The 20,976-nt window shown below is 57.3% G+C and carries 20 protein-coding genes and 1 pseudogene; 9 read left to right on the top strand and 12 right to left on the bottom strand.

All coding sequences use genetic code 11. The features are described from left to right. Nucleotides 1-489 carry an ArsR family transcriptional regulator gene (locus EXE52_RS06080; protein ID WP_137703521.1) on the bottom strand — a complete coding sequence of 163 codons (489 nt, stop codon included), beginning with the start codon at nt 487-489 and terminating at the stop codon, nt 1-3. A 115-nt stretch (nt 490-604) separates the two neighbouring features. Here EXE52_RS06080 and EXE52_RS06075 point away from each other — a divergent pair, with 115 nt between their 5' ends. Then, nucleotides 605-1,405: a hypothetical protein gene (locus tag EXE52_RS06075; RefSeq protein ID WP_094520031.1), complete on the top strand. Its 801-nt coding sequence runs from the start codon at nt 605-607 to the stop codon at nt 1,403-1,405. 113 nt (nt 1,406-1,518) lie between these two features. Here EXE52_RS06075 and EXE52_RS06070 read toward each other — a convergent pair whose 3' ends face one another. Then, nucleotides 1,519-2,703 (bottom strand): orc1/cdc6 family replication initiation protein, encoded by a 1,185-nt coding sequence (locus EXE52_RS06070; protein ID WP_094520032.1) that lies wholly within the window; start codon nt 2,701-2,703, stop codon nt 1,519-1,521. A 505-nt stretch (nt 2,704-3,208) separates the two neighbouring features. On the opposite strand from EXE52_RS06070, the gene EXE52_RS06065 reads away from it, so the two are divergent. The 4 genes from EXE52_RS06065 (at nt 3,209) to EXE52_RS06050 (ending at nt 5,723) form a co-directional block, all read left to right on the top strand. After that, complete coding sequence (locus EXE52_RS06065; protein ID WP_137703520.1) at nt 3,209-3,478, top strand: AbrB/MazE/SpoVT family DNA-binding domain-containing protein; 270 nt, start codon at nt 3,209-3,211, stop codon at nt 3,476-3,478. 15 nt (nt 3,479-3,493) lie between these two features. Next, nucleotides 3,494-3,844 (top strand): type II toxin-antitoxin system PemK/MazF family toxin, encoded by a 351-nt coding sequence (locus tag EXE52_RS06060; RefSeq protein ID WP_137703519.1) that lies wholly within the window; start codon nt 3,494-3,496, stop codon nt 3,842-3,844. Between the two features lie 414 nt (nt 3,845-4,258). Beyond that, a complete protein-coding gene (locus tag EXE52_RS06055) occupies nt 4,259-5,509 on the top strand; it encodes an RNA-guided endonuclease TnpB family protein (RefSeq protein ID WP_137703518.1) in 1,251 nt (416 codons plus the stop codon). Next, the gene (locus EXE52_RS06050; RefSeq protein ID WP_158293626.1) at nt 5,484-5,723 is read left to right on the top strand and encodes a type II toxin-antitoxin system VapC family toxin; all 240 of its coding nucleotides are present in this window, start codon (nt 5,484-5,486) and stop codon (nt 5,721-5,723) included. The genes EXE52_RS06055 and EXE52_RS06050 overlap by 26 nt, the downstream gene beginning before the upstream one ends. 928 nt (nt 5,724-6,651) lie before the next feature. Here the strand turns inward: EXE52_RS06050 and EXE52_RS06045 are convergent. Continuing rightward, nucleotides 6,652-6,870, bottom strand: coding sequence for a zinc ribbon domain-containing protein (locus EXE52_RS06045; protein ID WP_394347642.1), 219 nt, complete (start codon nt 6,868-6,870; stop codon nt 6,652-6,654). Nucleotides 6,871-7,091: 221 nt separating this feature from the next. Continuing rightward, nucleotides 7,092-8,126, bottom strand: a pseudogene (locus EXE52_RS06040) (RNA-guided endonuclease InsQ/TnpB family protein); the annotation flags it as partial. Between the two features lie 223 nt (nt 8,127-8,349). Here EXE52_RS06040 and EXE52_RS06035 point away from each other — a divergent pair. After that, nucleotides 8,350-9,231 (top strand): hypothetical protein, encoded by an 882-nt coding sequence (locus EXE52_RS06035; RefSeq protein WP_137703517.1) that lies wholly within the window; start codon nt 8,350-8,352, stop codon nt 9,229-9,231. A gap of 130 nt (nt 9,232-9,361) precedes the next feature. Here EXE52_RS06035 and EXE52_RS06030 read toward each other — a convergent pair whose 3' ends face one another. Beyond that, nucleotides 9,362-10,636, bottom strand: a complete 1,275-nt coding sequence (locus EXE52_RS06030) for an IS4 family transposase (protein WP_137703516.1) — start codon at nt 10,634-10,636, stop codon at nt 9,362-9,364. Between the two features lie 122 nt (nt 10,637-10,758). Between EXE52_RS06030 and EXE52_RS18990 the strand changes: the two genes are divergently transcribed. Continuing rightward, a complete protein-coding gene (locus EXE52_RS18990; protein WP_255510313.1) occupies nt 10,759-10,887 on the top strand; it encodes a hypothetical protein in 129 nt (42 codons plus the stop codon). 300 nt (nt 10,888-11,187) lie between these two features. On the opposite strand, the gene EXE52_RS18465 is transcribed toward EXE52_RS18990, so the two are convergent. Next, on the bottom strand, nt 11,188-12,651 hold the full coding sequence (locus tag EXE52_RS18465; protein WP_241988204.1) for a hypothetical protein: 1,464 nt from the start codon (nt 12,649-12,651) through the stop codon (nt 11,188-11,190). Here EXE52_RS18465 and EXE52_RS06015 point away from each other — a divergent pair. Then, on the top strand, nt 12,650-12,931 hold the full coding sequence (locus EXE52_RS06015; protein WP_241988203.1) for a hypothetical protein: 282 nt from the start codon (nt 12,650-12,652) through the stop codon (nt 12,929-12,931). The two genes, EXE52_RS18465 and EXE52_RS06015, sit on opposite strands and share 2 nt — an antisense overlap. 61 nt (nt 12,932-12,992) lie before the next feature. Here EXE52_RS06015 and EXE52_RS06010 read toward each other — a convergent pair whose 3' ends face one another. From EXE52_RS06010 to EXE52_RS05985, 6 genes are all read right to left on the bottom strand, one after another. Further along, nucleotides 12,993-13,511: a metal-dependent hydrolase gene (locus EXE52_RS06010; RefSeq protein ID WP_137703515.1), complete on the bottom strand. Its 519-nt coding sequence runs from the start codon at nt 13,509-13,511 to the stop codon at nt 12,993-12,995. A 45-nt stretch (nt 13,512-13,556) separates the two neighbouring features. Then, complete coding sequence (locus EXE52_RS06005; protein WP_094520457.1) at nt 13,557-14,783, bottom strand: ABC transporter permease; 1,227 nt, start codon at nt 14,781-14,783, stop codon at nt 13,557-13,559. After that, nucleotides 14,783-16,000, bottom strand: coding sequence for an ABC transporter permease (locus tag EXE52_RS06000; RefSeq protein WP_137703514.1), 1,218 nt, complete (start codon nt 15,998-16,000; stop codon nt 14,783-14,785). The genes EXE52_RS06005 and EXE52_RS06000 overlap by 1 nt, the downstream gene beginning before the upstream one ends. Next, nucleotides 15,993-16,727 carry an ABC transporter ATP-binding protein gene (locus tag EXE52_RS05995; protein ID WP_308203505.1) on the bottom strand — a complete coding sequence of 245 codons (735 nt, stop codon included), beginning with the start codon at nt 16,725-16,727 and terminating at the stop codon, nt 15,993-15,995. Before EXE52_RS05995 ends, EXE52_RS06000 begins: the two co-directional genes overlap by 8 nt. Then, complete coding sequence (locus tag EXE52_RS05990; RefSeq protein ID WP_099288874.1) at nt 16,717-17,250, bottom strand: metal-dependent hydrolase; 534 nt, start codon at nt 17,248-17,250, stop codon at nt 16,717-16,719. Before EXE52_RS05990 ends, EXE52_RS05995 begins: the two co-directional genes overlap by 11 nt. Nucleotides 17,251-17,311: 61 nt before the next feature. Beyond that, a complete protein-coding gene (locus tag EXE52_RS05985; protein WP_137703513.1) occupies nt 17,312-19,435 on the bottom strand; it encodes a hypothetical protein in 2,124 nt (707 codons plus the stop codon). 104 nt (nt 19,436-19,539) lie between these two features. Between EXE52_RS05985 and EXE52_RS05980 the strand changes: the two genes are divergently transcribed. Next, complete coding sequence (locus EXE52_RS05980; protein ID WP_137703512.1) at nt 19,540-20,964, top strand: DUF58 domain-containing protein; 1,425 nt, start codon at nt 19,540-19,542, stop codon at nt 20,962-20,964. Nucleotides 20,965-20,976: the final 12 nt, after the last annotated feature.

The following is a 20,976-nucleotide window of genomic DNA, read 5'->3' as shown; positions in this document are numbered from 1 at the left end:
CTATCGGTTTGTGCCACCATCGATGGCGTCGAGATCGGGCTCGTTGAACTCGAGTGCGTCCGCAACAGCGTCGGGAAGCTCCGGGCGAGGGGCCGATTCGTGGCGCTCGATTTTCTCGGTCTTGCGCGTGTTTTCGTAGAGGGCACGTGCGACCGGAAGCCCACGGAGATACTTGTAGTCGTGGAGGACCTCGACCCCCTGCTCTGTGAATCCGTAGAACTGAGAGGGGAGATCACGTGTCCCCTCGCTTGGGTCATACGTGTAGCGTGCGAGGAGCCCGGCGTCGATCAACGTCTCCAACTGGTCTTTGATGGCCGCCTGACTCTTTCCGGTCATATACTCGAGTTCGGCGAGCGACATCAGATGGGCGGGATGGCCCAGCAGCTCCTGGATGATGAGATGGCGCGTATCCTGGGACAACAGCGTGAACAGCCGCTGCTGTTCTGCGAACGGCCCTGTATCGGCCGCACCAGTGTCGGTTTCGCTCATATGTGCTGGTACGAGGGAGCGCGACATAACAGTTAGGGCCATCCAAGTTGGTTAATTCAGAAAAAACCAATGTAATTCAGAAGAGACAAGGTGATGTAATTTGAGTTGGCAGCTAATGACCGACCCAAGCCCGCCACCGGACGCTGGGGAAATTATGACCGTCGTTCACGAGGCCGTCGGGGGTATCGAACTTGAGCCTGCAGAGAAACGGGAAATCTGGCGGTTCACCCAGCGTGAATTGCCGTATCTCTGGAGTCAGCGGACATCGTATTTCATTTTGGGGAGCTATCGCGACCCCTATATCCGCCGGCTTCGCGCCGTCCAGAACGAACTCACGAAGCAGCTCGGTGCCTATCCGTTCATCATGGGTGATCTCCTCGAACTCCCGACTGACCGACTCAATACGTTCGATATCATGTTTTCGTTGCTCGCGACGTACAGCGACTACATCGTCGGTATCTTCGAGAAGGAGAGTGGTGGGGAGGCGCCTGAATTGGGCGAGATCGATGACCCACCGTATTTCGACAAGTCGCACGTGTTCCCACGTGATTACGCGTGGGTGACTGACGAGAATCTTGACTCGAAACAGCACGTCGTTCAAGCCGCCCTCGAGATAGCGTTCACAGACGATTTGGCGGCGGATGAAGTCCAAGCAAACGTCGAGTCGCTCGTTGATCGCGCCCAAGAGAGCGGCCTCGACATCGACGAACAGGAGGTGTGGGATGTGATCGACAACCGGGCAGATGAGGACAAAGGGCTGGCAACGTACAGTTGGGTCCATCTCAACAAGTTCCGCAAATTCGAACTCCACGAACGGTGCTTCCCGTGGACGACAGAGGACGAACTCCGAACGGCGGTTGACGAACTCCCGTCCCCGACACCCCGTCCGGAGTGGGAAGAGAGGGGAGAACGGTGAACTATCCACCCACTAACCTTCGATCGCGACGCGACTCGACACACCCACCCCACCGGTTCCGCTGTTAGTACGGGGTGGACGCCACCATCTCAGTACCACAAGCGAATCCTCACTCAGGCCGACTCCAACAGCGTCGACAACCCACTCCGAACCGCCGACACGGACTGTTCGAGTTGATGCTCGTTGTACTTGCCCCCGTCTTTCCCCCGGTTGTGCTCTGTCACGCCTGTGATTCCCAACTGTGCCAACTCGCCCAGATAGTCACGCACTGACCGCTCGGAGACCGGACTCACTCCTTCCGAGCGAGCCACGGACCGGTACGTCTCGACGACTTCGCGCGTCCGAACCGGCGTGTCACCCCGTTCGTGAAGCCGTGTGAGTGCGTACAATACGAGCTTTCCATGCTGCGAGTAGTTCTGTATCCCCTCAACCACCTGATCCGTCTGAACGCGCTCACGAGCTTCCTGGACGTGCGACTCGGTCACGATGTCGGACCCACTCTCACGGGCGACATCGCCGGCCTCTAAGAGGAGATCCAAAGCCTTCCGTGCGTCACCGGAGTCTTTCGCTCCATACGCAGCGCACATCGCGATCACCCCGTCTTCGAGAACGGTATCTTGGAAAGCGACCCGTTCACGCTGTTCGAGGACGAGTCGGAGCTCGTCGGCATCGTATGCGCTGAAGGACACCTCCTTTTCACACAGTGACGACTGGACCTTCGAAGAGAGTTGCGTCCGGAAGTCCAAGTCGTTCGAGATCCCAATGACGCCGAGCTTCGCCTCGCTAATGTCGCCGTTCGAGCGCGCACGCGAAAGCTTGTACAGGAGGGAATCGTCGCCGATGTGATCGACTTCGTCGAGGACGATGAGTACTGTCCCTCCATAGGCGTCGAGTTCGTCAAAGAGGAACTCGTACACACTCGCCTGCGGGTATCCTGTATTGGAGATCTGTCGACCTGGCTCACGAAGTTCGTTGACTAGCTTTACAGCAACTTGGTAGGACGTGTTCAGCCCATCGCAGTTGACCTCAATTGTCGTGAGTTCCAGTTCTGGCACGTCGGTTGCGTCCCGCTCAAGCGTGCGGAGCAGATAGCGCGTGGCCGCAGTCTTGCCAACGCCACTTTTCCCGTAGAGAAACACGTTCGAGGGGGTCTCGTTGTTGATCACCGGCTGGAGGGCGGCGTGGTAGCGGGTGAGTTCCTTGTCGCGGCCGACGAGGCTGTCCGGCGTCCACTCTTCGAGAAGTGCCTCCCGATTCTCGAAGATAGCATCGTTTGGCGTGAACGAGAAGTCGTCCATACTGGTTGGCCTCCCTATGATGAAATAAAACCACCACTTCTGTTGTTTCCGTTGTAGCCACTTATTTATATACTATTCATCCCCACTGCTTCCGCTGTTCGTACCTAGATGCCTCCCACGTATCACCTTTTGAGGCGCACTCAATTGAGCCACCGCTAGGCCTACTACTCCGTCCTAACAGCGGAAGCGATGGGGTGTGTGGGTGAACGCACTTCACCACCAGAAGGACACTAACAGCGGAAGCGGTGGGGTGGGAGTCAAATCCATACCTCCCTTCCATGTTCGCTCACGTTAACAGCGGAACTAGTGGGGTGGGAGTGCTCTCTGGCGTCTTCGAGGTGTACTCAACTCTGGGCTGATAAACTATGTCTCTAGGGTGTCATAGAAGAGTTGGCACGACATTTATTTCGTGAATTTACAGCCGAATCAGCTGATGGAACGCGCTTGCGAACTGAATGACCATGCCACCGATATCTATATTAGTATGAAAAAAGTATGAACTGGTATGACCGAACACAAACGGAAAGTCGGAGATCGGGGGCAGGTGACGATTCCGAAGGACCTTCGGGACCGTCGTGGCATCGAAGGCGGTGACGAAGTTGAATTCGTCGAAGTGAATGACGAGATCATAATTAAACCGCCGAGAGATGAGGAACGGCTTGCTGAAGGATATCGAAAGAGAGCCGAGCGGTCTCGTGAGTTGGCTGAAGAAATGGAAGACGCATCCGCAGAAGCAACTGAGCGTCTCGGTGACGCACCCGACTGGAGCGAGTGAATTCTGGAGTCAACTGTGCAGGTACGCCGTGGCGACATTGTTATCGTTGAATTGAATTCCACGAAAGGGAGTGAGCAGCACGGAAAGAGCCGGCCCTGTGTTGTTATCCAGAACGATGTTGGGAATCAGTACTCACCGACAACTATCATCGCTCCATTCACAACGCAGTACACATCTGGAGACACGTACCCGTTCGAGGTGGAAGTACTGGCTTCGGATACTGCCCTCAGTCACGATTCAGTGGCAGACCTAAGTCAAATCCGGGTTATCGACATTGACGGACGTGTTAAGAAGAACATCGGATCCGTCCCGTCAGCAGATATGGCAAAAATCGACTCGGCAATCAAAGATAGCCTCGGCATCTGAGCGAAACGTTCCGTCAGTGTATAGTCTGTACTGAGCGATTCACAGGTCAGTCAACGAGGCGTGAGAAGAGTTCTATGACACCCTCGTATCGACCATTGTGAAGGACCCGTAATGTGCGAAAACCGAAAGGTATTAGACGCGCGAGTTGCCTTCATGTGGTAGGGACCGTTGGTCCCTGCTGAGGACAGCCCCCCATCCTGCTTCCTCCCCTGTCCTCTGCTATCCTGTCTCGTAAGCAGCAGTGAGCGTCTCGACAGCGATGCGGCGCAAGATCTTGATCGGCGCAGTTTAGGGTGTCATAGAAGATTAACGCGCTGTCGAGGCGAATGCCACGGGGCTTGACCCCGTGGATGAAGCCGACACTCCGTGACACAAGCCATTAACTAGCAACACAGCGATAATCGAGGTACGGCGATGTGGTGCGACTACCGCTTCCGCGCCTACCCTGACCGAACAGGTGTGACTGCGGAAGTGGAACGCCACATCGACATCCACCGCCAAGCATACAATCACACCCGCTACGAATACAGTGTCCTCGACACCGACGAGGACAACATCGGTTCGGCGTACCAACACCAGAAGCGCCTCACCGAATGGAAAGACGAGTGGCCTGTGTTCTCCAAAGTCCACTCGAAGGCGTTACAGAAGACCGTCGAACGCTTCTACGACAACCTCTCAACCCTCTCCGAGAAGAAGCAGAACGGGCACAAGGTCGGGTGGCTCAACTGGAAGTCCCCAAGCGAGTACCAGAGTATGACGTATTCGCAGTCTGGCTTCGAGCTCAAAAACACGAGTGGCCGGACTGCCACAATCTGGCTCTCCAAAACCGGTGACATCCCCATTCGATACCACCGTTCCATCCCCGACAACGCAGACATCAAAGAGGTGACGCTGAAGAAAGAGACGACGGGTGAGTGGTACGTCACGTTCGGCCTCGAAGTCGAAGACACCACGCTCCCCGAGAAACCCGCTGTAGACGACGTGGATGTTGAGGACTGTGTTGGCCTCGACCTCGGCATCCAGAACTACATCTACACGTCTGACGGCGACAGCGTGGACTGGCTTGACCGCTCCGACGAGTACGAACGCCTGCGTCGGGAGCAGCGCAATCTCTCCCGGAAAGAACACGGGAGCAACAACTGGGAGAAACAACGCCGTAAGGTCGCCAAAGTCAAGCGAAGGATCAAGCGGAAGATCGAAGACTTCCAGCACAAGCTCACGACGTGGGTCGTCAAAGAGTATGACGCCGTGTTCGTTGAAAACTTGAACGTCGCGGGGATGCTCCAAAGCGACGGAAATGCACGGAACAAGCAGGATGCCGCGTGGCGTGCATTCATTGAGATGCTGGAGTACAAGGGCGACTTGTACGGCACGCACGTCGTCCAAGTGAACCCTGCGGGGACGACCAAGGAGTGCGCCGAGTGTGGTGTCGAGACGGACAAACCGTTGTGGGTGCGGGAACACAGTTGCCCGAGTTGTGGGTTTGAGGCGGATAGAGACGCGAATGCGTCATACAATGTTCTTTCTCGCGGCCTTCAAGAGTTAGGTCTGGGACAGGCCGAATCGACGCCCGTGGAGACTGCGACCGCTGTGGAAACCGATGGAGGCTCTTCTTCGTCGGTTCCTGCAAGTCGCGTCATTGAAACGGGAAGCCTCGGGGCTTGACCCCAAGGCGGTTCACCAATTTGAAGCAGTCCCCGAGAGCGTCGTTATCGATGCCAAAGAGACCTTCATTGAATGGACGGATCTCGATGCGTCATTCACAGATTTCGTCGTCGCTGCACACATGGACGAGCTAGATGTTGATCATGTACTCACGTGCGACCGCCATTACGATGCCTTCGATGTCACGACACTCCCGTATCGAAGCCAAGAGTGATCACAACCACGTCCGAAATACAGGCCCCCTGTCAGAAATGCTCTGCTAGTAGATCTGGCCAGCGACGCTGAGACGCTCCAGAGAGCCCACACCCAGCACTACCCCCGCAGCGAGCGCAAGCGAGAGTAGCCCCCACGCGATTGCCGCACTGCCGGTCACAACCGATGATGGGACCGCAAGCCGAGCCAACAACACAGTGACGAACGCACCGCTCCCGCCAGCAAACAGTACGAAGAGAGTGGCCCACGCACCTACCCAAGATTGAGACAAATTGCGTACAGATGGCACCCAGCCGGTAGGAGCACTATCAGTAGTCGCAGAGCCGGTCGACGCTGCAGCTGAAGTCTGATCTCCTTCACCGGAGGCCACAGTACCAGTGCCTCGGAGAGCAGTCCCCTGGCCACTAACGCTAACCGACCCATCATTATCGCTCCTATCCGCCATCGCGGTCTCCCCAGTGGAACCACACTGGGCACCCTCCGAGCCGTCCGCACCGCTCCAAACTAAGTAGTATCGATAAGTCTGCATTTGGTCGTTACAGTTGAGAAACCCGGCTTCGACCAGGTCCCGTAACGCAGTATTACCCGTCGTCCGTGAATTGAACTCCAGATCGGGATAGGTCGCTTCGAGGTACTCTTGAACTTCACTTCGCGTGAGGGCTTGCTCTTGCTCCGTTGCGTCACGATCGACAAACGCTTCGAGATACTTATATCGGGCGTGCGTTCTGACTTGATCAAACCCAGCATCAAGGAGCGCGACAGCCAGCGCCTCGGGAAGTATATCAGAACGTATTGCTTGATTGGTCATTACCAGGCGCTTCTCAGACTCACATTATAGTCATTTTGGTCAGAAAGGCCGCAAACAAAATTAGCATATATTTCTTCTCTCAGCCGGCGCACGTCTATTCATCATGTGAATCGCCTCGGGGTCAAGCCCCGAGGCTTCCCGTTTCCACGACGTGACTTGCAGACACAGACTCGAAGTGAGCCGTGTCCGTAGCGGTCACAGTCTCCACGGGCGTGTCTTCGGGCCATCCCAGCCCTAATTCAGCAAAGCCTCTCTGCAGGACGTTCATCGCCGCATTCGCGTCCCTATCCGTCTCAAATCCACACGACGGACAGGAGTGTTCCCTGACCCAGATGGACATTCGTCTTTAGCTAAGACTGATAGTAATATTCAAAGCTCAGAATATAACTAAAGGTGTTGGGAAGGACAATTCCAGCCGGTGAGACGCTGTTCATCGTGAAAACAAGCGATTAGAAACGCTAAGATTGGTGTTTTCGGCGTTTTGTCGAGGTGTACGAGCGAAATTCGACCGCAGATCACGGCTAGATAGTATTACTGTGAGTATTAGCTAAAGACGGATGCCCAGATGGATTTCGTTGTCTCCACACCGCACGACGCGCATTCTTTGCTCGTGCCTCGGGCTTCGACCTGCACGACGTGACTGCCGTACAATTTTGCTTTGTATTCGAGCAGGGTGATGAACTGTCGCCACGCCGCATCCTGCTTGTTTCGAGTGTTGTGCGACTGTTCAAGCATCCCCTTCACGTTCAGGTCTTCGACGAATACGGCGTCGTACTCGCGGACGAGCCATGTCGTTATCTTGTGCTGGTAGTCCAGCACCTTCCGACGAATCCGACGCTTGAGTTTGGCAACTTCGACTCGTTGTTTCTCGTAGTTGTTCGACCCCTTCTCCTTCCGAGATAATTTACGCTGTTCGCGTCCGAGTCGCTCGTAGTCGTCTTCGAGGTCGAGCCAATCCACGGTTTTGCCGTCGCTAGTGTGGATGTAGTTGAGTATTCCGAGGTCAATGCCGACGCTGTTGCTTGCGTCCAGCGATTTCACGTCGGGTTTCTCGGGGAGATCGGCGTCGTCGGTTTCGAGGCCGAAGGAGACGAACCACTCGCCAGTCGTCTCTTTCTTGAACGTGACCTCTTTGATGGTGGCGTGGTCGGGAATCGGGCGGTGGTAACGAATCTTCACCCAACCGATTTTGCTGAAGCGGACGTACGCGAACCTGTCTTGGCCCCTCTTTTCATCGAGGTCGAAACCAGACTGGTTGTACGTGACGCTTCGATAATCGGTGGGCGCTTGCCGTTTGAGCCGACCAACGTTGTATCCCTTCTCTTTCTTCTTGCGAAGGTTCGAGAGGTTCCGATAGAAGCGTGCGACGGTAGCTTGGGCGGCCTTCGAGTGTAGTTTACTGAAGACGGGCCACTTTCGCTTCCAGTCGGGAAGTTTGTTGTTCTGGTCGTACTCACTCGGCTTATTGTCTTCCGGGGCTTGTTCGTAGTCCCAGCGGACGTGGTTGTAGAGCTGGCGATGAACATCCAGATGGTGTTCCAGTCCAGCCGCTACCTCTTGTGTCGGGTAAGCGTGGTAGCGGTGACTGTGTTCCATCGCTGTCTATTGATTAGTGAGGTGTTCAGTTAGTGGTTTGTATCACGAGTTGTCGGCTTCATCCCCGAGGTCAAGCCTCGGGGTATTCGTCTTGTCCGCCGATAAAAACCACGTGGTTAGTGTACGGTCGTATGATTCCCTGAACGCCCGTTTAACGTGCTCTACGCCCGTTTGATCCTCGAATCCGTTATTATGACTCCCTGAGTGCGCTGAATCGTCAGCAATGGCGAACCACGACATACTGACCAACCGAGTCGAAACAGCCTATCGGGCGGCTGGCTACACGATCGACAGCGACCGAGTCGACCAACGAGGTCCAGTTAGCTTCCACGTGTCCCGCGCTGGACCGCAGATTGCTGTCCTCGCCAACGCCAGTAACGTCATCAAGCCGGGAGTGGTGCTCAAAACTGTCGGCCAACTCACCGCCGCCGCAGAGCCAGTCCATATCGCAACCACATCCGCACAACATGCCGAGAGACTTCGGGCACTACTCGAGTGCCCAGTGGTGATGCGGACGACAGCAGGCGCAGAGTGCTACACCCAGCCAGCTCCGTTCACCCCGGACGGCAACGAGCGGACCTGTACGGAGTCATGCGTGTGGGTCGCAACAACCGACGAGCAACCGGCGCCTGTTGAACCGATCCTCTCTGTTGAGCTCCCACCCGCGTCCGATCAAGAGGCCGACCTCGGTGACCGACACCAAGTGCGCGATAGCAACGAGCCTGAAACCCAATTCGAGAACGATATCCTCGAAACGGGAGCCACCCAATCCGAACGCTGGAACAGTACAATCGAGAAGGGGCCCCGCTACGATGCGTGGATAACGGAACACGACGGACGCTGCCCGCCCGCAGAGCGACCGTCACTCCTTCGGACAGCCTTCGTCCCGCAGTGCTCGTCGTACGAAGAGTACACCAAGGTCATGATTCTCGATGGCGAGCTGACGCTCGAAGAGAATCGACCTGCCAACATCGGACTCAAGCAAGCTCGCAGTCCCGCAGTCACCGAGCCACAACTGGACACCCCGGACAGCCGACCGTTCACCGCAGTCCATCTGATCCCGCGAACGGACTGGAACAGCATCGTCAACAGCACCCCAAATTGACACCCTCTCCGCCCTGAACGGCAAAGACTTCCACGGCCCCGCACCGCTGGTTTGGGGTGTTTACAGGCTGTCGAGGCGAATGCCACGGGGCTTGACCCCGTGGATGAAGCCGACAACCATTCGTCTTTAGCTAAGACTCACACCTCGGTTGTGTAGCGGTAGCGAGCGTCTCCTGTACGATCGGTCGTTGCTGGTGAATCTTCTGGGCGTCCTCGATCAGCCGCTCCAGCAACGGCGGTGGCGAGTAACCGAGATACTCACCGAGTTCATGGAGGATGAGCTGGGCGTGCGACCGGAAGGTCGCCGCCCAGCGTTCCGGTGGAAACACGATCTCGTCGTCGGCCTGCTCGGTGACCAGATCCAACAGCTCACGACTCACCAGCAGTGACAGCAACGCCGCATACAGCAGAATTTTCACTACATCTGGGTCGCTTGTGTCGAACTCGTCCAACTCGTACTGCGTCTTCAGTTCACGAAACAGCGTTTCTACCTCCCACCGACACCGATACAGCGTTGCTAAATCCGCCGGGAAAAACTCCTCTCTCGGCAGATTCGTGATGTAGAGGTGGTAGTCGTCGGCGTCCTCGTCGCGGACCCCGACGACGCGGAATCGCTTCGTATCCAGCGACCGCGTCCCCTCATACTGGCCCCGCTTGAACTCCGCTTCGACCTCTACGTCGATGTACTTCCGCGAGAGATCATCGACCACATCGTGGATCCGCTTGCCCTCCAAGGGAATGGCGCGGCCGCGCCATTCCCGCAATTCCTCCGTTATCAGCGGATTCGCGTTCTCTTTCAGCCGACTCACGAAGTAGCCGTCGTTCTCATCGATCAACGCGAAGCGGCGGTACTTGAAGTACGCTCGATCGAACAGAACGAGCCGTTCTTGCAGCCACGATCCCGTCTTGAACCGCGTGCTGTCGTGCGTTTTCTCGTCCGTTACGTCGATCCGTTCAATCGTCTCATCAGTAGCGTTGTGGAGCAGGTGGAGCTTCGCTCCAGCCTGCTCCTCGTGACGGGCTTGGAACTCATCAGAAAGGAACTCGTGTAACCGCAATACCGTTCCATCGGCGATCATCACGTCCCTGAATCGGTCGATATCAGCGTCAACGGTGTCAGGAACAGCGACCTCGTCGAGGCCGTGCTCGACGTGGTCGCAGAGGTACTCCGCCAGCGTTGGTGTCAACCGGTGATAGAAGCCACCGGGAGAAATCGTTTCATCAGCTGTCGAGTTGTAGCAGCGTCTGAACCCGGCGAGTGTTCGGCTCTCGCCTGCGGCGAAGCCGAACACGAGCGCCCACACGAGAACAGGAACCTGAAGCTTCCCCTCACGCTCGACCACGCCGAGTTCCTCGGCATGCTCTTCGAGGAACTCGGAGGGAAACAGTGTAGTGAGCCGACGCATGATTCTCGATGAGGAGGCGTCTTGGTGTACACTTGCCGCCTCCTCATTCCTCTCGAAAAGAAGCCTCGATAAGCCGCTGCTGTCACGCGGTTTCTCTCTTAGCTAAAGACGGATGCGATAGAGTGAACCTCGGCGAGATTGAGAGCCGAGATGTAGCCGTCTGCGGCGACTTCGACGGCATCGACGTACGCCTCGACGGTGTCGCTCCCCGGTTCGTGACGGAGAATCGAGGAGCAAGCCTCGTGTTTTAGCTCTGTCTCTTACCCACAGATCGAGTTGTTGTTGCGGTCAATAAGTCCGACCGAAGCCTCGATATCTACAGATTTAACACTCCTATGAGACGATTTTGCTCATCTCGCTTACCACATTCAGCAACCCCCCACTGCCGATATCATCGCCCGATTCACTCCTCACCTCGATCTTCCGAGAATAGATTGGGTTCGACAGCGTCTGAAACGTCTGTTTGGGACTCAGTGAACTTGTGGGTAAAAGACAGCGCTTCAGTGGTGGGTAGCTGACAAGTGAACTCTCAGCGAACAGCACGGCGTTGCTCAAAACCCGGCCTTCTCCAGTTCGTCCAAGAACGCCGGGCGGTTCGAGTGCTTGTCTTTCAGGAAATCGACGAACCCCTCAAACCGCGCTTCGGGGACCAATCCTTGTATCTCTTCTAGGTGGTCGGCGATGTCTCGGTAGTGGCGTCGCCCCGTGTCGTTGGCGGCAAACGGGACGAGCAGCTCCCGGTAGAGCTCGAAGTACTCGACCGGCGCAGTGGCTGCGACCGGATCACGGTACTGGCGAACTGACGAGAGATCTGCGTTCTCTTTCAGTTCGACGAACGCTTTTTTCAGATCGTCGTCGTGGACGTACAGTGCGACGAGGTCCTTTCTATCGTCCCGTTCGAAATGCCGTTCAAATTCCTCGTAGATCGACTGCCACTCCTGATCGTCACAGACTGACTTCAGGTCATCGTACGCGGCCCACTCCGTATGATCGAGAAACAACTGTTTCAGCGTGGTACGGTACTCGTCCACATTCCGGTCCTCGTAGAGGTCGGCAGCGAGCCAACGAAGGTTACGGGGCGATCGGAACGTATGAATACCATCTTCAACGACTTCGATCGCACGGTCTTTGTTGCCCTCGTCAACCAGTTGTCGGGCGTGCTCTTTACAAAACCGTTTGCTCTCAAGATAGATCTCTTCGTAGAGTTGCGAGAGGGCGTCTTCGCGGCCGAGTTCCTCGAGGATGTAGACGTAGGTCGAGAATATCCGCCGCTTCTGGAGTGACGACGATACGTTCGTGTCTCTCGTTCCTGATTCGGTCGGTTCGACGCTAGCGGTGTGTCTCTCGACGGTCGTCGGTTCATCGATGCGCAACTTCTCGAACACGTCACCGACGAAGTACTTGAGTTTCAGTGTCCCGACGGCCAAGTGTTCGACGTCTATTGCTCCACCGGTGAACTCGTCGGTACTGAGCGGTCCGTCAGTGAAATCAGATACGTAGAGAACGTCGTCCGTCCGCTCGGAGTGGATAGTCGACTTGTCGTTGCTCGCTGATTCGGCCGCTGTATCGACGCCGTCTTCAGTTTCATCTCGGCGGCCGTCCGCTTTCGAGGACGACTCTCCCGATAGTACTGCGTCGAGTGTGACACCGGAGATGTGTGCGTCGAGTTGCTCCAGCCAGTATTCGAGGTCTGCGTCCGTCGTACAGAGCGTTCGGAGCGCGTCGTCGTAGTAGTCGCTGGCGAAGCCGTAGTCTGCCCCGACGAACTCTTCACAAAGATACTGGATGTACGGCCGCTTTCGCTCGTGGCCGAGGTCCTGTTCTGCGATTGTCTCTGTATACGACTCGATAGCACGTTCCACCTCTCGGCCGTAGTATCCGCTGCTGTCGTCAACCTGGTCCAAGTTTTCGCGTATCGCCTCGGAAACCGCTCGGTAGATATCCGTCGCCGTCTGGACGTGGCCTCGTTTTCGATGTGTCTCCGCCTCGGTGCTCGGGCGGTGTCTCGTCGCCATGGGCGCCCCACAGGGCGCAAAGACCGCCCTTGATGCCGTCCCGGCGGTCGTCTGGGAGAGTCCCGAGTCGATCCGGCGTCGGTTTGTCGAGGTGTACGTCGCGCACCGTGGCCTACACTTTGAGACGAAGGCAACGACACGCATCCAAGAGGAGCGCCCGAAGTCATATATCGTCGATCTTCACAAACTTATCAGCGAATCCGTCTCCAGTCATGTCTCATACGGAGAGCGAGGGATCACTATTTCGGCGAACGCCGCTCGTGAACTCGGGTTCGCTTGAACAACATCTCTGATGAAGAGAGACTGTCACACGCTCCGTCTCTGACGGTGAGGAGCCGGCGCTACGCGCGGGCTGTGCTGCGGATCTGGTGTCTGACGTCCTGTGCGACCACGACCAGCGTCACCACGAGTATGACCGCGGAGAAGGCGGTCCAGAGCCGGACGTTGATCCCGTTAACGCCCGCCCAGAACGGCACGGTGGGGCGCGGCCGCGCCGCGACAAACGGCCACAGCAGGTCTGGCGGCACCTGTCCCGCGAGCAGGCTCCGGTACGTGTCACCGACCAGATGTGACAGGTATGCGGCGGCGAACGCGCCGGCGACGCGCGGCCGCTCGGTGTAGTGCCCGTACGCAAGCACACCGGCCGCGATTGGGAGCGCGAACGGCAACGAGTGTACGAAGACCCGGCCGCTTGGCAGCACCCCGAACTGGTGTGCGAGCGGCTTGTCCACGAGATCCGGAAACTGACTGCCGACCGCGGTCACAAACACCACTCCACGTGTCGGTAGGTGTCGATCACGAACGGCGACGTACGCTATCACCGGTAGGAGGGCGACGAGTAAGTGTCCGTGGGGGAACACGCCTATTGGTTCTAACCCCGGGCAGAAGAACGTTCTTGCCGCAATTCACTCTAATCCTTCTTCTGGAGACAACAACGCGATCTGCCAGCCAGCTAGCAGTGACCCAGCCAGACTCATCGGGACAGCGATCGCGAGCCCGGCACCGAGCAACCACCGTGGAGTCCGGACCACGTCCTCAAAGCCGACGAGAGCAGCAGCGGTAAGATTGAGGAGTTCAACGAGCGGCAGGGTGGCGACCACCCCGACGACCCCTCCAAGGACACCAAGCACCAACGCCTGTGTAAGCACTACCCCGACAAGCGTTGAGGTCCGTGAGCCAAGCGCTTTGAGTGCTGCCAGCTCCTGTCGTTGTTGATACACCACCGACACCATGAGATTTGCCGTGAGCGCGAGTCCCGCAAGAACACCAAGCACGACGAGACTCCCGCCGCTCGCGAGCAAGACGGCCTGCCGTTCGAGTGTGGCTTCCAACTGCTCGCTATTCGTCCGAACCGTATATTCGGGATACTCGGCTTCAATCGCGCTCGAAACGGTACTTGGAGAGGCACCTGCGTTGAGACTCACCGTAATGAGTGACGCCCGATCAGTTGCGGTAGTCCCTGTGACCGCTTGGAGCTCACTCAGGTGAAGCGTTACGGACGGCGTTCCAAGAAACCGTGAGAAGGTTGGTGAAACACCGACAATCTCAAACTGGTTAGCTCGGGCTGACGAGAGCGTCCCGCCGACATAGATGGAGTCTCCAACACCGACATCAAGCAGTTCGGCCGTCCGCGGATCAATAATGATTTCGTGAGTCATCGGGCCAGCGTAGGTCCCGTTCGCATAGTGGACGTCACCCTGTTGGAACTGTGTCCCGTTTGTGATCTCCACGGCAGGTCCAACGCCGGACCCAACCCCAACGATCGTCTCCCATTCGTCCCCACTCGTGCTCACATAGACGGTTTGATACGCCATCGGCACCGCCGCTGTCACGTCTTCACGCGAATCGATTGCGGCCGCAACCGAATGCGCATCGACGACCGTGTTCTCAAAGCCCCCGACAGTTCCCGGCGCAAGCTGGACAGGGCCGCCAGTAACCCATAGGTCACGGCCAGACGCATCGAACTGTTCTTGCCCCGTCTCGACGACGCCAAGCCCCACTCCGGCAAGTAGCGTAACCGACAACACCGCCAGCGCAATCCCGATAATCGCCAACAGCGTCCGGGTGCGGTGCTGCCGCAACTGTGTCAGCCCAATACCGGTGACCGCTCGCAAGCGGGACACCCCACGCATTAGCTAAGCACCTCGAGCTGGTCGGTTCGTGCCGCGATCCAGGCGGGATACGGCGTCGCCAACACACCAATTGCGAAGGCGACACCGGGGCCGTAGGCGAGCAGGGCGGGGTGAAACGCCGCGATCTGGCTAACGGAGCCAAAGATGGTTGCGCCGACGTTCAATACTTGGAGGCCAGCCACCCCACCCAGAGTGCCGACGAACCCGCCGAGCCCGGCGATGGTGAGTGTCTGCGCGAACACGATGACCATCTGTGAGGATGTCGATATGCCAAGCGCCCCTTGAACGGCGATCATCTCCCGGGCAGCAATTGTCTCTAACCCAACGAGTGTTGCAACGAACAGCGTACCGATTGCGACGGTTGCGATGAGGGCAGCGACGGCGACAGCAACCGGCAGGCTTGATGTAGAAAGGTCTTCTCCACCCAGCCCCGCCCGCGTCAACACCTGTGTTTCCGGATATGCCGCCGCTAGTGTGGATTCGACGGTTGGATCGTTTGTACTGACGAGGATCTGGTCGGCTGAATCCTGGCGTGCGGTGTTTGTCAGTGTCTGAAGCTCACTCGCATGGACCACAATCAGCGGGACGGGGCCTACGCCACCAGAGAGATCGCCGTCGGCAATGGCAGTCGTTGTGAATGTCTGATTCTGCCCTGCTCGGGCGGGATGGATGGTATCACCCTGCTCAAGCCCCACAATTTCGGCGGCGGCACCACTCACGATCGCTTCGCCCGTCCAGGGACCAGTATACTCCCCATCAGCGTAATGTGGATCGCCCGGCGTAAGCTGGTTGGTTGGCAGCCCTAACAGGCGCTCGCCACTCTCCGGTGGAATCACGCCCGCCGCAAAGACGTATTCGGGTGTCGTGTCCGTGTCAATCTGAAGAATTTGAAGTTCAACTGGCGTGGCAAAGGTCACTCGCTCATCAGCTTGGAGCCGTGCTGTGGTCTCATGAACAGCACCAAGCTGGGGGCCTTCCACGGAGACGGCGACGCTGCTGACCGATCCACCGTCGGGAACGATCCAATAATCCACATCATCACCCTGAATCGTCGATCCACCAGCCAAATTGACCGCGACGCCAGTCACGCTGATCATCAACGCCACAGCGAGCGCCACGCCACACACGCTCAACAGGAGCCGCCGACTCTCACCAGTCCGTAGTCGGCCAACGGTCTGGGTGACACCAACCCCGAAGTGACTACTTCGTTTACCCATCAGTGAGCCTCCCGTCACGGAGCCGGAGTACACGGTCCATCCGATCGATCGCCATCGGGTCATGTGACGCGACAACGACAGCATGATCGGCAGCCACGTCCGCGAGCAAATCTAAGACTGCCTCGCTGGCCGTCGAATCGAGCTCACCGGTTGGCTCGTCAGCGATCACGAGATCTGGGTCCCCGCCAAGAGCCCGCGCGACAGCAACCCGCTGTTGTTCACCACCGCTGAGTGCTGCTGGGCGATGTGAGAGTCGATCGCCTAGTCCAACGTCTTCGAGTAGTGACTGTGCTCGGCGTCGCCGCTCTCGTTTCCCACTGCCTTGTTCGATCATTGGCAGCGCAACGTTTTGAAGCGCTGTCAACGACGGGAGGAGGTGGAACCGTTGGAACACAATTCCGACGTGATCGCGCCTGATGGCGGTGCGTCCACGTTCGCCCATCGAACTGGTGTTCATACCAGTAATCGCGACGTTGCCAGTGTCGGGTGTCTCGAGCGCAGCCAGTAGATGAAGCAATGTGGATTTTCCGCTTCCACTAGGGCCCGCGAGGCCGACTAACTCACCCCGTTGGACCGCCATCGAAACGGCATCTACAGCCGTGACTGACGTCCCAGATTGTCGTGAGAAAAGGCCTCCAGTACTGCCGCGTGTGTACGTTCGAACAACCTCCGTACACTGGACAACGGGTGAGTCGCTCATCGAACTCATCTGTAATTCACCGGACATACTCTGCGTACAAGTCCTTTACTCCAGGTAGTCCATCATACACCCACACCACGAGACCCACAACCGTGAGGACACCCCCAAACACCACCATCGGTGTCGCTTCAAGAGTGAGAAAGAATTCGATGAAACTCCGGGATTCACCTTCCGGCACGGAAGTCAGAGGCCAGAGCCAGTACCCGAGTCCGGTATACTCCTGTGTAAGCACTGGATAGATGCCATCTCCAACCAGATGGGAGACGTAGCCAATCGCGAACGCACTGACGAGTGTACGCTGATCGGAGTACTGAGTGAGCCTCCGCAGAACGAGTACGACCACTGAGAACGTCACTAATGAGTGAGACAGACTCCGTCCATAGGGGAGCAGTGGGATCGTCCACGTCAGCGGTTTATCAATCAGATCGGGAAACTGTGTTCCAAGTCCAAGTGCGAAGACGGCCAAGCCGATCGGCGGATGCCCGATCTGCCAGCGAGCATACACCGAGTAGATGAGGTAGCCGAACGCAGCATGTCCCCACGGTAACATCTATTCTGATTTAATTTTGGACAACATATAACGCCGTTGAATAGAATTCTTTTGCGGGATATCACCTGGTAGAACTCGTCCCCGAGTCGCCGATCAGTTCCTCTACTGCTGAGAGGGTCTCGGCAGCCGCATCCGATGACAGTCCGTCTGCCGAATACGTAGCGGTCTCGTACGCTTCTGTGACCTGTGCTAACTGTGCCGTATTGATCTCATGATCGGCATGTAACTGGCGATAAAACTCCCAATGAGTCTGTGGGGTCGACAGTGAGTCACTAGATTGTAACCGTGACCGGACGGCTGCGTACGCAGACTGGACGGCAACATTTGGGTGGCCAGCAGCCAGCGCTTCACGGGCCGAATGTAATGATGCCTGCGTGACCGCCTCTATCTGGCCGTTATCCGACAGTCCAGTCGTGGCAGACGACGCGGTGGTTGTCGTTGTCTCGGAGTCTGCGGCCGGGTCCGTTGAATCGGTAACTCGAGCCCAGGTTTGCGTGATCCACTCTCGATCAACGCCACGCGAAGCGAGCAACACCACGATAACACTCATGACTAAGAGGCCACCACCAACGACACCAGCGAGGACTCTGCCGACTCCAACTCCGGCGCTTGGAAGTGGCACGCGTTGTTGAGCCGCACTCGCCTCTAGGTTCGTGCCAGTACCCTCGAAGGTCGCAGTCACCGTGATGTCACTGCCACGAAGACCGGCTGGAAGCTCGTAAGTAGCCTGATACCCCCCACTCGCATTCGTCTCGACAGTACCGAGAGTAGTCTCTCCGATCGCGACACGAATAGATCGATCGGACAGTGGGTCACCATCGGCAGTCCGTAACTGCCCACCCACCGTTACATTCCGAGTCTCGTTCGTGCTGGTGACGGTCGGGTCAATCGAGAGGTCTGTTGGGGTCGATCGAACGGTGATCGGTGCCGTTGCCATCGACCGCTCGATCGCCAGCTCACGCCGATCGATTGACACTTGGAGATTAGCATCACCGGCTGGAATTGTCTCCGGCATCGATCCCGAAAGCGTAATGCGACCACTAGCATTGGTTTCGGCAGTCGCGATCCGCTGCTGGTCGAGTGTCAAAACAATGGGAATGCCCGCAAGCGATCGGTTGTATTCGGCTGCGATCATAACCTGTCCAGTGGCCTGAACTGGCTCGGTGAACGCGGCCGCCTGAGTCGTGTTCTCGAGTTCGACCGATGTCGCAGCCTGCTCAGTGATCGAGACGGCAACCGTCTCCGTAACTGGAAGATACGGCTCACTCCCAGTGGGCGTATATGCTACTGTGAGGTTCCTCACACTTGTCGAGGCGAGCAGTGGTCGGTATGTCGTCTCGAACTGTCCAGTCTCGGTCGTGCGTGTCGTGATGGAATCTTCACCTAAGCTAACGCTTACCGATGCGTTCCTGATTGGCGCTCCATCGACCGTGGTCAGCTGTCCGGAAACACGCAGTGGATCGCTTGCGGCGACCGTTGTTTGGTTCGTCTCGACAGTTATGTTCGTCTCAGTAAACTCACGGTCGATGACGCCAGCTGCCGCTCGCTGGACCGTTTGTTGAACGACGGAGATCGACTCCTGTGTTGCGTTGAAATCGATTTCAGTCTCTGTTTCGAGTGCGTCGTACTGTTCGTTGAGCTCCGTTGTCGTTTGATTCAGCTCTTCAGCAGTCGTTAGGAGTTCACGTGCCAATTGCCGTGCTTTTTCATCACTCCCGTTGTCGACCGCATTCTGATACTCTTGGCCAGTTATTTCCAATTCCTCGATTGAATCTGTCAGTTGTAGCTGCTGTTCACGAGTTAGATTGAACCGATCCGCTGTCTCCTCGGCACCAATGTCAGCAGCCACGGCCGAATACCGCTCGAGAAGGACAGCATATTCTTCGGCTTCGAGTGGTAGCCGACCCTCCGCGTACTCACCCTCGCTGAGTGCGGCCGCACTCAGATTCAACCGTGACCCTAGTTGTGTCGCGAGATGGCTTGCGACGCGTTGGTCGTCACCAGCTTCAGAGATGACTTCGGGGTTCTGGTGCGGGGGCGTGGCGTTGGCCGTCTCATTAGCTGTCCCGTTCGTGGCCGAACTTTCTGGCCCTGGAGCTGGGGTTGCTCCAACCCCACCGGCGATGACACTGACAAGAATGATCGCAGCGGCGAGTGCGCTGTAGCGGCGACGGCGAGCCAACACACCAGTATACCAGCCGTCAGGTGATTTGAATGTTCCTCTTCCTCAAAGATGAACGGCCAGATCGGAAGCCAAGTTTGAATTGAATTGAAACTGAGATGTACCCAATGGACGTCACAGACCGCTGGTGGGCAACGGCCGGAAGCGGTCTTGTCTTCGTCATCATCGGTGTGCTTGCTGAACGACCGGCGTTGCTACTTGCGGCAGCGGGACTCGGCGCGTGGATTCTTGCCACCGCCGCGGTTGCGGGTCGGACATTTACGCAGGCATACGACCGAACGACAGTAACCTACACGCTCGGTGCTGATGATACACTTGTTGATACGCCGATTATAGCTACGGTGTCGCTATCGCGACCGAACACTCGTACTACCCTCCCGGTGACCGTTCAGGCGACCACACCACCGGGCGTCACCACCGAAGCCGGCGATCAGACGCTCTCGCTAGCGCCAGGTGACACAGAAGACACGACGGAGTTCACCGTTACCGCCTCGATATCGGGTCGATTTGAATTCCCCAAGCCAATCATAACTCTACACGATCCGCTAGGTTTGTATCAGACGCATGTTGAGTGGGAGACCACACCGACGGTAACGGTCCGTCCACCAACGCCGGACCTCCATGTCGGCCGGGGTGGTGAACGCGTTGACAGCGCCTATGGGCAACACCAATCGGATCGTCCTGGTCCTGGCGTGACAATTCGGGAACTCAGACAGTACGTCCCCGGTGATGATGTTCAACAGATCGATTGGAACGCAACGGCGCGGCTCGCAGAGACCTATATCAGAGAAACCGAAGGAGAAACCGATCGGCGGACGACGCTTATCATCGACCACCGCTCACAGATGGGGGTGGGCCGTGACGGAGAGACGATGTTGGAGTACGCCCGTGAGGTGGGAATCGGAATCACACGCGCGGCTGCTACTCGTGATGACCCACTTGGCTTACGCACGGTCGGTGATGACGGCCTGACGAATATCGTTCAATCTGGGACAAGCGATCAGACGTACGCACAGATCGAGTCTCGACTGTATGACCTCGTCCCGACCACCGCCGACTCATCCTCAGGTGGACGGACGGCGCGTGAGGCCCGTGAGCGGAGTGATCGCCTCACTGATGATGAGACACCATTTGCGCGGATTCTCGGAGCGTATCTGCGTGATCAGGACCCGTATGTGACACGAATCCGTGATGACCCACTTGTCGGGACTGTCCGCAGCGTTCGTAACCAAGTCGGCGCCGACGACGTGCTCGTTATCGTTACCAGTGATACAGATCCGACCACAGTAACGGAGGCGGCGAAGGCTGCTGTCCGTGGCGGTGGCCGGACGATCCTGTTTTTGACTCCCCAATGTCTGTTCGAACCGGCTGGGCTGACGGATCTCGATGTCGCATACGACCAGTATAGAACGTTTGAAACACTCCGCCAGGATCTCGATACGCATCCCCGAATGACAGCACTCGAAATCGCACCAGACAGCCGTGTCGATGCGGTGCTCGCACACCGTCGGATGAGTTCAACTACCCGATGACTCACACGGACA

Origin of the sequence: Halorubrum sp. CGM4_25_10-8A, from assembly GCF_005435025.1 — an archaeon.
In the GTDB taxonomy this organism is placed as follows: domain Archaea; phylum Halobacteriota; class Halobacteria; order Halobacteriales; family Haloferacaceae; genus Halorubrum; species Halorubrum ezzemoulense.
The sequence above is the reverse complement of the archived record's forward strand: the minus strand, read 5'-3'. Positions and strand labels throughout refer to the sequence as shown.